Raw genomic sequence first — 12,724 nt, 5'->3', positions numbered from 1 at the left:
GACCCTGTTGGGGCTGGCTTGCCAGCGAATGGGCTGCAGCGCAGCCCCAGTGCACTCAGTTGCCTTTCACTGCATAGTCAGGGCGCTTTTCGTTGCCAGGAATGAACGGGCTCCACGGCTGCGCGCGCAGCGGTTGCTCGGTTTCCCAGACCACGCTGAACTGCCCGTCATCCTGGATTTCGCCGATCATCACCGGCTTGTGCAGGTGGTGGTTGGTCTTGTCCATGGTCAGGGTGAAGCCGGACGGCGCCTTGAAGGTTTGCCCACCGAGGGCTTCGCGGACTTTGTCTACATCGGTGGACTTGGCTTTTTCCGCCGCTTGCGCCCACATGTGGATGCCCACGTAGGTGGCTTCCATCGGGTCGTTGGTCACGGCCTTGTCGGCACCCGGCAAGTTCTTGGCTTTGGCGTAGGCCTTCCAGTCAGCGACGAACTTCTGGTTGACCGGGTTATCCACCGATTCGAAGTAGTTCCAGGCGGCGAGGTGGCCTACCAGCGGCTTGGTATCGATGCCGCGCAGTTCCTCTTCACCCACCGAGAACGCCACCACCGGTACGTCGGTGGCTTTCAGGCCCTGGTTGGCCAGCTCCTTGTAGAACGGTACGTTGGAGTCGCCGTTGACGGTGGAGATGACCGCGGTTTTACCGCCCGCGGAGAACTTCTTGATGTTGGCGACGATGGTCTGGTAATCGGCGTGGCCGAACGGGGTGTAGACCTCTTCGATATCCTTGTCGGCCACGCCTTTGCTGTGCAGGAAGGCGCGCAGGATCTTGTTGGTGGTGCGCGGATAAACGTAGTCGGTGCCGAGCAGGAAGAAACGCTTGGCGCTGCCGCCGTCTTCGCTCATCAGGTATTCCACGGCGGGAATCGCTTGCTGGTTGGGCGCGGCGCCGGTGTAGAAGACGTTCGGCGACATCTCTTCGCCTTCGTACTGCACCGGGTAGAACAGCAAGCCGTTGAGCTCTTCAAACACTGGCAGCACCGACTTGCGTGACACCGAGGTCCAGCAGCCGAACACCACCGCGACCTTGTCCTGGGTCAGCAGCTGACGGCTCTTTTCGGCGAACAGCGGCCAGTTGGATGCAGGGTCGACCACCACCGGTTCGAGCATCTTGCCGTTGACCCCGCCCTTGGCGTTGATCTCGTCGATGGTCATCAGGGCCATGTCCTTGAGCGATGTTTCGGAAATCGCCATGGTCCCGGACAGCGAATGCAGGATGCCGACCTTGATGGTCTCGGCGGCCTGGATGCTCCAGCTAAGACCCATCGCCGCAATCGATGCGCTGAGGGTAAAGGCCTTGATCAGACTGCGACGCTTCATGTGCTCTCTCCGCTGAGTTTTTTTTGGTGTTGGCCAAGCGGGGAGGGGCGTTGCAAGGGGTGTGCCGAACGGCAAAAAGTGCGTAATAGAAGGGCTGTGCGAGGTGTTGGGGCGCGGGGCCGGTCCAGGATGGTGCCTGGATGTTTTGCCTGCACAGCATTGGGGCTGCAAAGCAGCCCCTTGGTGCATCAGCTGTCGCGCACCGCCGTTCGCGGATGGCGCTTGCTGCGCACACCTTGGTAGGTGACTGCCAGCAACATGAACCAGATAGGCGTAACGATCAGCGCAGAGCGGGTGTCCGCTTCCAGGCTCAGCAGCACCAGGATGAAGGCGAAGAAGGCCAGGCACACGTAGCACATGAAGCGCCCGCCCGGCATCTTGTAGGTCGACGCCTGGTGCAGCGCCGCCCGGGTTTTGCGGTACTTCAGGTACGACAGCAGGATCAGCGTCCAGACAAACATGAACAGCACCGCGGAGACCGTGGTCACCAGGGTGAATGCCTCGATCACATTCGGCACCATGTAGATCAGCACCGCGCCAAGCAGCAGGCAGGTGCACGAGAAGTACAGCCCGTTGGCCGGGACGGCGCGGCTCGACAACTTTTCGAATGCGCGCGGTGCATCGCCTTCCTGGGCCAGGCCGAAGAGCATGCGGCTGGTGGAAAACACGCCGCTGTTGGCCGACGAGGCCGCCGAGGTCAGCACCACGAAGTTGATGATGCTTGCCGCCGCCGGCAGGCCGGCCAGCACGAACAGTTCGACGAACGGGCTCTTGCCCGGCACCACGTCGCGCCAGGGGGTTACCGCCATGATCGCGATCAGTGCCAGCACGTAGAACACGATGATGCGGATCGGTATCGAGTTGATCGCCCTTGGCAGGGTGCGCTCAGGGTTCTTCGCTTCGGCGGCGGTGGTGCCGACCAGCTCGATGCCGACGAAGGCGAATACGGCGATCTGGAAGCCGGCGAAAAAGCCCATCAGGCCATTGGGGAACATGCCGCCGTCATTCCACAGGTTGGCCAGCTGCGCGGTGCGCCCGCTCGGCGATTCGAAGCCGGTGATGACCATGTACAGCCCGGTTGCGACCAGGCCCAGGATGGCCAGGATCTTGATCAGGGCGAACCAGAACTCCATCTCACCGAACATCTTCACGGTAACCAGGTTAAGCGACAGCAGCACTGCAACGCAGGTCAGCGCGGGTATCCACTGCGGCAGGTCCGGGAACCAGAACTGTGTGTAGGCGGCAATCGCGACCACATCGGCAATACCGGTGACCACCCAGCAGAACCAGTAGGTCCAGCCGGTGAAGTAGCCGGCCCAGGGGCCGAGCAGGTCGGCCGAGAAATCGATGAACGACTTGTAGTTGAGGTTCGACAGCAGCAGTTCGCCCATGGCGCGCATGACGAAGAACAGCATGAAGCCGATGATCATGTAGACGAAGATGATCGACGGCCCCGCCAGGCTGATGGTCTTGCCCGAGCCCATGAACAGGCCGGTGCCGATGGCGCCACCGATGGCGATCAGCTGGATGTGGCGGTTGGTCAGGTTACGCTGCAGGTGCTGCGCTTGAGCAGGGGGGGAAGAGGTCCGGGTCATCGGCTGCATTCCATTGAGGGTCAGTCTTTTTGTGAAAGCCGCGTAGGCTAACACGCGCGTCCCAAAACGGGGCGCGACAGATCGACTCGACTTTTCGGTAGCAGGGGCTGCTGTGCAGCCCCAATGGCCTCAGGTGCTGGCCAGCACCTTGCGCCGTACCACCAGGCTGTCCACCACCCACATCACCACCATCGACACCCCAACCAGCGGGAAGATCACGCCTAGCACCACCATCACCCCTACCGCCGCCTTCCAGCGCGGCAGGTCATGGCGTAGCGCCGGCACCCCCAGGCCGCCGCTCGGCCGGCGCTTCCACCACATCACCAGCCCGCTCACCGAACCGAGCAGGATCATCAGGCACACCAGCAGAATGATGATCTGGTTCAGCGGGCCGAACATCTTGCCCTCGTGCAGCATCACGCCCACCTCGGTCGCGCGGGCCACCGGGCTGTAGTCCTGCCAGCGCACGTCGGCCAGTACCTTGCCGGTGTACTGGTCAACATGCAGGGTGGCATCGTTGCGCGGGTCGTCGGCGAACACGGCGATGGTGAATACGCCGTCGGCAGTGGTCGGCACGGTGATGCTGTAGCCGGGTTCCACCTGGCGCGCGGTGGCGAGGTCCTGAACCTGCTGCAGGCTCACCAGAGGTGCCGCTGGCCTGTTCGACATCATGTGGTGCCCGGCATGTTCGGCGTGTGCGCCAGACTGCGGCATCGGCGTGTTTTCCATGGCCCAGGGTACCGTCTGGCGGTGGGCGCTGTTCAGTTCACCGGCCTGTTGATCGGACTTGGGCACGTCATTCCACATCGCTGCCGGGAAGCGGTTCCACAGGTCGGCGTACTGTTTGCCCCACAGGCCGGTCCAGGTCATGCCGCTGAGCAGCATCAGCAGCAACAGGGCCGAACCCCAGAAGCCGCTGACCGCGTGCAGGTCGCGCCAGAGCAGCCGCCCCCGTGCTGACAACCGTGGCCACAGCACGCCACCGCCGCTGCGCCCGCGCGGCCACCACAGGTACAGGCCGGACACCACCAGCACAATGCCCCAGCCGGCTGCCAGTTCCACCAGGCGGTCACCGAGCGTGCCGACCATCAGCTCGCCATGCAGGGCTCGGGCGACTGCCTGCAGGTTCTGCTTGGCATCCTGCTCGCCGAGGATCTTGCCGCTATACGGGTTGACGAACACATTCAGTTCGCGCCCGCCGTCATGTACCACGAATTGCGCGCTGCGCTCGGCATCGATGGGTGGCAGATACTGGGCCACATGGCCTTTGGGGTAAGCCTGGCGCACTTCGGCCAGCATCAGGTCGGCGCCCTGGCGGTGATGGCCGGCCTCGACCACCATCAGGTCACGGTACAGCAGTGGGTCCAGTTGCGGTTTGAACAGGTAGATGATCCCGGTAATAGCCAGCAGGATCATGAACGGGGCGACGAACAGCCCCGCGTAGAAGTGCCAACGCCAGGCCAGGTTGTAGAAGGAAACGCGTGTTCCGCTCATGGGAACCTCCTGTTTGACCAGCTGAGGGGCGCAGCCAGCAGCCGCGCCCGTTGTTGTCAGAAGCTGAAGTCGACCTTGGTCCAGAACGTCCGGCCGGGCTCGTTGACCGGCTGTGGATCGGAAGCCGGGTAGCCGAACCCGGCGTTGCCGGCCAGGTTAAGGTGCTCGGAATAGGCCTTGTCGAACAGGTTGTCGACGCCTGCACTGAACTTGAGGTTGTGGTTCACCTTGTAGGCGCCATTGAGCGAGAACACGCCGAACCCGGCGCTTTTTTCGTAGTCCTTGCCGACCACATTGCCCTGGTTCTCGGCGATGCGGTTCTGTGCAGCCACCAGCCGCCACAAGGCCCCGGCGCTCCAGGTGTCGCGGCTGTAGGTCAGGCCCATGCGGCTTTCCAGGGGTGGCATTTGTGGCAGTGCCTTGCCGTCACTGCTGTTCTTGCCCCAGGCGTAGGCCAGGGTCGCATCGGCCTTCCAGGTTTCTGTCAGCTTGTAGGCGGCGCCCAGTTCTCCCCCCATGATGCGGGCATCGATGTTCTGCGCCTGGGAGGTGCTCATGCCCATCATGCCGTTACGGTAGTCGAACAGGATGTAGTCGCGGATCTGCCCGACATAACCCGAAGCCCAGGCTTCAAGGCGCTCGTCGCGATACTGGATGCCGAAGTCGAGCTGGGTGGTCTTTTCTGGCTTGATGCCGTCGAAGGCGTTGGCTGCGCCAGGGGGCGCCAGCTGGGGCGAGAACAACTCCCAGTAGTCGGGGAAGCGCTGGGCATGGCCAAGGCCAATGTAAGTGGTGGCCGGCACTGCCGCGAGGTCGTGTTCATAACGCACGAAACCGCTGGGTAGCGTATCGGCGCGGGTATCACCTTCGGTCGCGCTGCCAGCCCGGAAATCGCGGGCTGAGGCGCGATCGAGGCGGGCGCCGGTGATCAGCCGGTCAACCCCTGTGGCGAACCAGGTCAGTTCGCCAAAGGCCCCATAGTTATGGAAGTCGGCGTCCTTGGTCCAGGGCTGGCCCTTGTGCGCATCAACGCCCATGCCACCGCGCTCGCGATGTTCGTTGGTCTGCGCGTCGATGCCACTGATCAGTTGCACGTCGGCCCAGCGCCAGGTGGCCTTGATGCGCGCGCCCAGGGTGCGGCGGTCGACATTGCTGACCATGGGCATACCCATCATGCCACTGCCTGATGGGGTGCGCAGGCTGTAGTTGTCCATCACGTGGTCGGCGTAGTTGTAGTAGACCTGCGCCTCGACCTTGTCGAGCACCTCGCCGAGGTTGGACTTTTCAAAGCGCAGGCCCAGGCTTTCGCGCTTGAACTGCGAACCGTCCATGCCACGGCCGGCATAGCGGGCCTCGCCGTCACCCTTACCGGCGGTGAGTTCGAGCAGGGTGTCCTGATCGGGTGTCCAGCCCAGGGTCACATCGCCGTTCCATTTGTCCCAGCGCGAGGGCACGGTGTCGCCGTTGCCGTCGTGGTAGTCGTCCGAGCGCGACTGGTTGCCGACGAAGCGCGCATAGGCCTGGCTGTTGCCTGCGGCGGCGTCGAGCACCTGGTCGAAGCGGCCGTTGGAACCGGCCAGCAAGCTGGCGTTGATTCGGCTACCGAGGGTGCCGAATTTTTCCGGTTCACGTTCGAAGAGAATGGTCCCGGCAGAACCACCGGGGCCCCAGATCACGCTTTGCGGGCCTTTGATCACGGTAAGGCGGTCATAGGTTTCCGGGGCGATGTAAGAGGTCGGTGCGTCCATGCGGTTGGGGCAGGCACCGAGCATCACACCGCCATTGGTGAGGATATTCAGGCGCGAACCGAACATGCCGCGCAGCACCGGGTCACCATTGGTGCCACCGGCGCGGATGGCTGAAAAGCCAGGGATCGTCTTGAGGTAATCGGCGCCATCGCTGGCCGGCACGGGCTGGCGCGGGTCTTTGGGGTTGGTGACAACTGTCAAAGGCGAGCTGGGCGCAATGGCGGTGATCACCGTCGGGCTCAGCTCTGGCGGCGCTTGCTCGTGCGTTTCATGGCCGGGTTCGGCGGCCAGGGCCATGGGTGCGAGCAGCGAACCGCACAATACGGCGAACGTCCCTCGCAGATAGGGGGCGAATACAGGGGTGCAGCCTGACATAGTGATTCCAGTCGATCAGTCATGGGTGGGCGCGGAGCCTCCAGGCTCCGTGCGGCAGCAGGGGTCAGACGCTGATCGAGGACGGTGGCGCGCGGCTGCGCGCACCGGGAAATATGGCCTGTCGCGCATGGCCTTGGAGGGGGGCGGCAGGGAGCAGGGCGACGGGCAGGGCGTGCCCGGCAACAAGTGGGCTGAAGGTTTGCGGCAAGGCAGGGCAGTTGAACAACAGGCTGCAGTAGCCGCATTTTTCCCACATCACATGCAGTTGGCCATCGTCGCCGTGGCCGTGATGCGAATTGCTGGCGTGACTGTGCTCCGAGGACAGCGCCATGCCCATCGGCATGCTCATGCCCGCGTGATGATCCATCGGCATCGACTGGGAAATCAGCGGGCCGATAAAGATCATCCACATGGCGAACAGGCTCAGCCAACCGCCACCGATGCGCCTGCGTTCAGGGCCGGTGGTAGGGCTGTGTCCGTTGCGTGGCAGGCTCATGAAAGCGAGCGCCAGTCAGCGAAGGGTCAGTGCGCGTGTTCGTGTGGCTGGTCTGCCGGAGGCTGCTTCTGCACGGCCACCTCGACCGTGATGTCACCGGCCTTCTCGAAATGCAGGGTCAGCGGGAAGCGCTTGCCGTCGCTGAGCAGGCTGCGGTCCTTGGGCTGCATCAGCATCACATGGTAGGCGCTGGGGGCGAAGACTACGTCCTTGCCCGCTGGCACCACTACATCAGGCACCTGCTGCATCTTCATTGCGCCGTTGGCACTCATCACGTGTTCGTGCAGCTGTGCGTCAGCGGTGATCGGGCTGTCTACGCTGAGCAGGCGGTCATCGACCTTGCTGTTGTTGTGCACGATGAAGTAGGCCGCCACGTTGGGCGCGTTCGGCGGCAGTTGCAGCGACCAGGGGTGGGCGATATGCAGCTCGCCCACCGTGTATTCATGGGCGTTGGCGAAAGCGCCGGGCAGCAGCAGTGCGGCCACGATGAGAGCTTGCTTGAGCATGGTGTAGGTCTCCGTTCTGTTCAGGTTCAGGTAAACAGCGTGATGAACTCAGACCAGGGGAGAGGCGCGGGGATTGAGCGCGGGCCAGAGCTGGCGCGGCGTCATTTGGTAATCGGCGGGCGGTGGCGCATGCGCAGCCGCCAATGCGGGTGGGTTGTGCAGTTGTGGCGGATAACCTGGCAGGGCCAGCAACGGCGTGGCACCCGAACAGCACCAGCAGTGCTGCATGTTCGAGTGATCGTCGCTTTGCGTGCCGAGGTCGATCTTGGCCAGAGCCTGAACGTCTACCTTGGCCTTACCAACCGCGCTGGAACAGAAAGCCCCCCACAGCAGCTGCTCGGCCGGGCCCTTGGGCGCGGCAGAGGACAGCGGCATGGCCAGCAGGTTGAACAGCACTGCGAGGCAGGCTATCCAGGCGATGTGCCGACGTGGGGGCATGGAGAGATCCGGTCAGGAATCGTGGTGGGTATTGTACGGCGCAGTATAGGTAAAAATGATGGGGTGCGGTGAAGTGACGCAGGCGGGTAGATGGGCTGCTGTGTAGCCCATCGCCGGCCATGAAGCTACTCCAGCCATCAAGCCTTGTTACGGCCCATCAAGCCACGCACGGTCTCTTGCAAATCAGCTGGCAGCACCACCACTTTTGCATTGTTGCTGCTCGCCAGGTTCTCCATGGCGCCGACATATCGCTCACCCAGCAAGTACATGGCGGGTACCGTCTCAGTGCCCACCGCCTCTTTGACCAGCGAAATCGCCTTCGCCGAAGCCTCGGCAAGGTTGATTTGCGCTTCGGCATCGAGCTTGGCCGACTGCAGGCGCGCCTGGGCCTCGAGAATGGCGGCCTGCTTGGCACCTTCGGCACGGGTCACGTCGGCTTTACGTTCACGTTCGGCCGCGGCCTGGCGCTCCATGGCCAGCTGCATGTTCTGCGATGGCTTTATGTCCTGGATTTCTACCGAACGGACGGTCACACCCCAGTCTTCGGTCTGTTCGGACATGGCCTCTCGCAGGCGTGCCTTGATCTGCTCGCGGCTGGACAGCGCTTCGTCCAGGTCCATGGCGCCGACGATGGCGCGCAGCGATGTCATGGTCAGGCTGGTGACGGCGAACGAGAAATTCTGCACGCCATAGGAGGCCTTCTGCGGGTCGACCACCTTGGCGAAACACAGGGCATTGGCGACGATCACCGCGTTGTCGCGCGTGATGATTTCCTGCTCCTGCACGTCGAGGATGATGTCCTTGGTCGGCAGGCGGTAGGCGACCACGTCCATGAACGGGATGACGATGTTCAGGCCAGGCTTGAGCGTGCTGTGGTAGCGCCCCAGGCGCTCGACGATCCACTCCTCCCCCTGGGGTACGATGCGTACGCCCTTGAAGACAGTGATCAGGACGAAAACGGCGAGCGTGCCGACGACGATGAGGCTGGTCATGATGCGAACTTCCTTTTAATGCGGTTAGGCCCGGATGACCCGGGCAGTATTGCCTTCGATGGCGACAAGACGTACACGCTCGCCTGACGGGATATCGCTGTCGGCGACGCAGACCCATTCCTCGTTGCCCAGTATCGGTTTCTGAAACCGCACACGGCCTTTCTGGAATTGCGAAACGCTGCTGATCAGCAGCCCCACTTCGCCGATCACGCTGTCGGCCGTCCAGCGCACATCCGGCTGCTTGCGCCGGAACAGCTTGAACCAGAGTGCGGTGGTGACCGAGGAGAACAGCACCCACGCCAGTACCTGCATATCCAGTTGCAGGGTGGGGGCGGCGAGCGAGATGAGTGACACCAGCACGGCACCGATGCCGAACCAGATGATGAAGAACGTGGGCAGGATCAGTTCGAGCAGGATCAGCGCGATGCCGAAGACAAGCCAGATCCACCATTGCATTTCCATATGGTTGACGCCTTCCGGGGGAGAGCGGCGAGTTTACGCCAGCGCAGCGGCCCATGGCCATTCGACAGCCAGCGGAAAACGCTGAAGCGGTTGTAGGACTCGAAGCGACCTACGCAAGATCCAGCGTTGAAAGCAGCTGCGCGACTGACGTCAGCTCCAGGTCCGCGGGCGGCAGCGCTGGGCGTTTCAGGATGAGCACCGGAATGCCAAGTTCCCGCGCCACCTCAAGCTTGGGCTCGGTCGCAACGCTGCCGCTGTTCTTGCTGACCAGCACATCGATAGCGCGCCGGGCGAACAGCATCCGCTCATCGTCAAGGTGAAACGGCCCCCGCGCACCGATCACTTCGCAGCGATCGTTACCCGGGCAGGCCTGTAACGCCCTCAGGGTCCAGAACTGCTCTGGCGGAATCTCATCCAGATGCTGCAGCGGCTCGCGCCCCAAGGTGAACAACGGCCGACGGAATGACTTGAGTGCATGGATCAGCCCCGCCCAGTCCTCCACCTCGCGCCAGTCGTCACCGGGCTGGGCCTGCCATGCCGGGCGACGCAAGGCCCAGCACGGGATGGCCACGGCGCGTGCGGCGACGGCGGCATTGCGGCTGATCTGCGCGGCATAGGGGTGGGTGGCGTCTATCAACAACGTGATACCCGCCTCGCGCAGGTAGGCGGCCAGGCCTTCAGCCCCGCCATAGCCGCCGACCCGCACCTGGCAGGCCAGGCCTTCCGGCACCCGGCCGATGCCCGCCAGGCTGTAGACATGCTGCGGCCCAAGCTGGCGGGCGATGGCCAGTGCCTCGGTGACACCGCCGAGCAGCAGGATGCGCCGGTTCATTGCACACCTGCCTTGCCGACGATGCCGCCCTGGCGGTCGATGGCGAACACTTCCACCTGCACCTGTGCAGGCACCACGCTGCGGGCGAACGCCAGGGCGTGCTCGCAAACCGCATCGCCCAGGGCTATGCCGGCGGCGTGCGCCAGCGCCAAGGCTTGCTGGCTGGTGTTGGCTGCCCTGATCGCGGCCTGCAGGTCGGCATCGGCGCCGATGTCTGCGGCCCAGCCGGCCAGTTGCGGCAGGTCGATGCTCGAGTGGCGGCTGTGCAGGTCCATGTGCCCGGCAGCCAGCTTGCTGATCTTGCCAAACCCACCGCACAGTGAAAGGCGTGGCACCGGCACCTTGCGCAGGTGCTTGAGCACCGCGCCGACAAAGTCGCCCATCTCGATCAAGGCAATTTCCGGCAGGCCGTACACGCGGCGCATGGTGTCTTCGCTGGCATTGCCGGTGCAGGCGGCGATATGGGTATAGCCATTGGTGTGGGCGACATCGATGCCCTGGTGGATGGAGGCGATGTAGGCCGCGCAGGAGAAGGGCCGCACGATCCCGCTGGTACCGAGAATCGACAACCCGCCGAGGATGCCCAGGCGCGGGTTCATGGTCTTGAGCGCCAACTGCTCGCCGCCCGCGACGTTGACCGTGACTTCGAAGCCGCCGCGGTAGGCGCAGTCGTTGGCCAGTTGCTGCAGGTGCTCGCTGATCATGCGCCGCGGTACCGGGTTGATCGCCGGCTCGCCCACGGCGAGTACCAGGCCGGGGCGGGTGACGGTACCGACACCCACCCCAGCGACAAAGCGTATGCCCGGCGCTTGCTGTAAACGCACTTGGCTGTAGAGCAGCGCACCATGGGTGACATCGGGGTCGTCGCCGGCGTCCTTGAGTGTGCCAGCTTCGGCGTGCTCGCCCTCGCGGCGGCAGAATTCCAGGCGCATCTGTACCACCTTGCCCTTGGGCAGGGTGATGCTCACGGCGTCAGCACACACACCGGTCAACAGCAGGCGCGCTGCCGCCAGGCTGGTGGCCGTGGCGCAGCTGCCGGTGGTCAGGCCGCTGCGCAGCGGCGCAGGTTGTTCGCGGGTTTCTTCACGCATCGAGGGGCTTCACCACGTCGAGCAACGTGATCGGCAAGGCCTGGCGCCAAGTGTCGAAGGCGCCCAATGGCTGGGCCTGGGCGACATGGATGCGCGTCAGTTCACCGCCATGCAGTTGGCGAAAGTGCGCCAGTGCCAGTTCGCTTTGCAGTGTCACGGCATTGGCCACCAATCGCCCCCCTGGGCGCAGCCGCTCCCAGCACAACGGCAGCACGCCTTCCCGGGTGACGCCGCCGCCGATGAAGATCGCATCCGGGCGCTCCAGCTCGGCCAAGGCCTGCGGTGCCTTGCCGCGCACCAGTTGCAGGCCGGGGACACCCAGGGCATCACGGTTGTACTCGATGAAGCCCTGGCGGCCCTCGTCGGCTTCGATTGCCAGTGTTCGGCAGGCCGGGTGGGCGCGCATCCACTCGATGCCGATCGAGCCACAGCCTGCGCCCACGTCCCACAGCAACTCGCCTGGCTGCGGGGCCAGGCGGGCCAGGGTGATGGCGCGTACGTCACGTTTGGTCAGCTGGCCGTCGTGCCGGAACGCATCGTCCGGCAGGCCGGCCGTGGGTGAGCGACGCGGAGCGTCGGCCGTGGCCTGGCACTCGATGGCAACCAGGTTCAGCGCGGCCACCTGGGGCTGGGCCCAATCATCGGCGATGCCCGCCAGGTGGCGTTCGGCAGGGCCGCCGAGGTGCTCGAAAACCTGCAGGCGGCTCGGCCCGAAACCGCGCTCGCGCAGCAGGGCGGCGATGGCGGCAGGGCTGTCACCGTCGTTGCTCAGCACCAGCAAGCGCATCCCGCTGTAAAGGTGGGCGTTGAGAGCGGCCAGGGGGCGTGCGACCACAGACACCACCTGCACGTCCTGCAGCGGCCAGCCAAGACGGGCGGCGGCCAGGGCGCAGGACGAGGGCATCGACAGCACCTGCAGCTCTTGGGCCGGCACCTGCCGCGCCAGGCTGGCGCCGACGCCGTAGAACATCGGGTCACCGCTGGCGAGCACGCACACCTGCTCACCGCGCCGGGCCAGTACCGGGGCGAGCGAGAACGGGCTCGGCCAACCCTCTCGGGCGGCGCTCACGCAGCGCGGTAGCAGGGCCAGCTGACGTGGGCTGCCGATGATCCGCGAAGCGCCGAGCAGGGCGCGCCGGGCTTGCTTGCCCAGCCCACTGAAGCCGTCTTCGCCGATGCCAATTACTGTCAGCCAGGGTGTCATGTGTTTCCGATCCGCCATTTTTTTGGGGGCGCGTTGCCCCCCTCAGCCGGCAAAGGGGGGCGACGCGGTGATGAATTTCTGTTCAATCGCCAGCGATGCTCGACCACCGGCTTTTCATGCCGCCGGACAAAGCAGGCATAATACCGCGCCTTCTACACTCAAGCGCATTT

12 protein-coding genes are annotated in these 12,724 nt (G+C 64.3%); all 12 read right to left on the bottom strand.

Going from position 1 to position 12,724, the window contains the following annotated elements; all coding sequences use genetic code 11:
* Positions 1–55 precede the first annotated feature (55 nt).
* The 12 genes from urtA to cbiE all read right to left on the bottom strand — a co-directional run bounded on the left by urtA (position 56) and on the right by cbiE (position 12,554).
* Positions 56–1,321, bottom strand: a complete 1,266-nt coding sequence (urtA, locus tag OSW16_RS23945) for an urea ABC transporter substrate-binding protein (RefSeq protein WP_241806205.1) — start codon at positions 1,319–1,321, stop codon at positions 56–58.
* 188 nt (positions 1,322–1,509) lie between these two features.
* Complete coding sequence (gene cycA / locus OSW16_RS23940; protein ID WP_267819044.1) at positions 1,510–2,916, bottom strand: D-serine/D-alanine/glycine transporter; 1,407 nt, start codon at positions 2,914–2,916, stop codon at positions 1,510–1,512.
* 129 nt (positions 2,917–3,045) lie between these two features.
* Entirely contained in the window at positions 3,046–4,410 is a 1,365-nt protein-coding gene (locus tag OSW16_RS23935; protein ID WP_267819042.1) for a PepSY-associated TM helix domain-containing protein, read from the bottom strand.
* A 56-nt stretch (positions 4,411–4,466) separates the two neighbouring features.
* Entirely contained in the window at positions 4,467–6,533 is a 2,067-nt protein-coding gene (locus OSW16_RS23930; protein WP_267819040.1) for a TonB-dependent copper receptor, read from the bottom strand.
* 64 nt (positions 6,534–6,597) lie between these two features.
* A complete protein-coding gene (locus OSW16_RS23925; RefSeq protein WP_267819038.1) occupies positions 6,598–7,029 on the bottom strand; it encodes a DUF2946 domain-containing protein in 432 nt (143 codons plus the stop codon).
* 26 nt (positions 7,030–7,055) lie between these two features.
* A complete protein-coding gene (locus OSW16_RS23920; RefSeq protein ID WP_267819036.1) occupies positions 7,056–7,535 on the bottom strand; it encodes a copper chaperone PCu(A)C in 480 nt (159 codons plus the stop codon).
* A 48-nt stretch (positions 7,536–7,583) separates the two neighbouring features.
* Positions 7,584–7,973, bottom strand: coding sequence for a DUF2946 domain-containing protein (locus OSW16_RS23915; RefSeq protein ID WP_241806199.1), 390 nt, complete (start codon positions 7,971–7,973; stop codon positions 7,584–7,586).
* A gap of 137 nt (positions 7,974–8,110) precedes the next feature.
* The gene (locus OSW16_RS23910; RefSeq protein WP_241806198.1) at positions 8,111–8,965 is read right to left on the bottom strand and encodes an SPFH domain-containing protein; all 855 of its coding nucleotides are present in this window, start codon (positions 8,963–8,965) and stop codon (positions 8,111–8,113) included.
* Between the two features lie 24 nt (positions 8,966–8,989).
* Positions 8,990–9,427 (bottom strand): NfeD family protein, encoded by a 438-nt coding sequence (locus OSW16_RS23905; protein ID WP_241806197.1) that lies wholly within the window; start codon positions 9,425–9,427, stop codon positions 8,990–8,992.
* Between the two features lie 109 nt (positions 9,428–9,536).
* On the bottom strand, positions 9,537–10,259 hold the full coding sequence (locus tag OSW16_RS23900; RefSeq protein WP_267819033.1) for a cobalt-precorrin-6A reductase: 723 nt from the start codon (positions 10,257–10,259) through the stop codon (positions 9,537–9,539).
* The gene (locus tag OSW16_RS23895) at positions 10,256–11,350 is read right to left on the bottom strand and encodes a cobalt-precorrin-5B (C(1))-methyltransferase (protein WP_267819031.1); all 1,095 of its coding nucleotides are present in this window, start codon (positions 11,348–11,350) and stop codon (positions 10,256–10,258) included. The genes OSW16_RS23900 and OSW16_RS23895 overlap by 4 nt, the downstream gene beginning before the upstream one ends.
* Positions 11,343–12,554, bottom strand: coding sequence for a precorrin-6y C5,15-methyltransferase (decarboxylating) subunit CbiE (gene cbiE / locus OSW16_RS23890; protein WP_267819029.1), 1,212 nt, complete (start codon positions 12,552–12,554; stop codon positions 11,343–11,345). The genes OSW16_RS23895 and cbiE overlap by 8 nt, the downstream gene beginning before the upstream one ends.
* Positions 12,555–12,724: the final 170 nt, after the last annotated feature.

The organism is Pseudomonas putida, from assembly GCF_026625125.1.
In the GTDB taxonomy this organism is placed as follows: domain Bacteria; phylum Pseudomonadota; class Gammaproteobacteria; order Pseudomonadales; family Pseudomonadaceae; genus Aquipseudomonas; species Aquipseudomonas putida_X.
Note: the sequence above shows the minus strand (reverse complement) of the source record. Positions and strands in the feature narration are given on the sequence as shown.

Coding starts and splice junctions, on each gene's coding strand:
- cycA (WP_267819044.1), bottom strand. CDS start 2,916: ATGACCCGGACCTCTTCCCCCCCTGCTCAAGCGCAGCACCTGCAGCGT.
- urtA (WP_241806205.1), bottom strand. CDS start 1,321: ATGAAGCGTCGCAGTCTGATCAAGGCCTTTACCCTCAGCGCATCGATT.
- OSW16_RS23920 (WP_267819036.1), bottom strand. CDS start 7,535: ATGCTCAAGCAAGCTCTCATCGTGGCCGCACTGCTGCTGCCCGGCGCT.
- OSW16_RS23935 (WP_267819042.1), bottom strand. CDS start 4,410: ATGAGCGGAACACGCGTTTCCTTCTACAACCTGGCCTGGCGTTGGCAC.
- OSW16_RS23910 (WP_241806198.1), bottom strand. CDS start 8,965: ATGACCAGCCTCATCGTCGTCGGCACGCTCGCCGTTTTCGTCCTGATC.
- OSW16_RS23915 (WP_241806199.1), bottom strand. CDS start 7,973: ATGCCCCCACGTCGGCACATCGCCTGGATAGCCTGCCTCGCAGTGCTG.
- cbiE (WP_267819029.1), bottom strand. CDS start 12,554: ATGACACCCTGGCTGACAGTAATTGGCATCGGCGAAGACGGCTTCAGT.
- OSW16_RS23925 (WP_267819038.1), bottom strand. CDS start 7,029: ATGAGCCTGCCACGCAACGGACACAGCCCTACCACCGGCCCTGAACGC.
- OSW16_RS23930 (WP_267819040.1), bottom strand. CDS start 6,533: ATGTCAGGCTGCACCCCTGTATTCGCCCCCTATCTGCGAGGGACGTTC.
- OSW16_RS23895 (WP_267819031.1), bottom strand. CDS start 11,350: ATGCGTGAAGAAACCCGCGAACAACCTGCGCCGCTGCGCAGCGGCCTG.
- OSW16_RS23900 (WP_267819033.1), bottom strand. CDS start 10,259: ATGAACCGGCGCATCCTGCTGCTCGGCGGTGTCACCGAGGCACTGGCC.
- OSW16_RS23905 (WP_241806197.1), bottom strand. CDS start 9,427: ATGGAAATGCAATGGTGGATCTGGCTTGTCTTCGGCATCGCGCTGATC.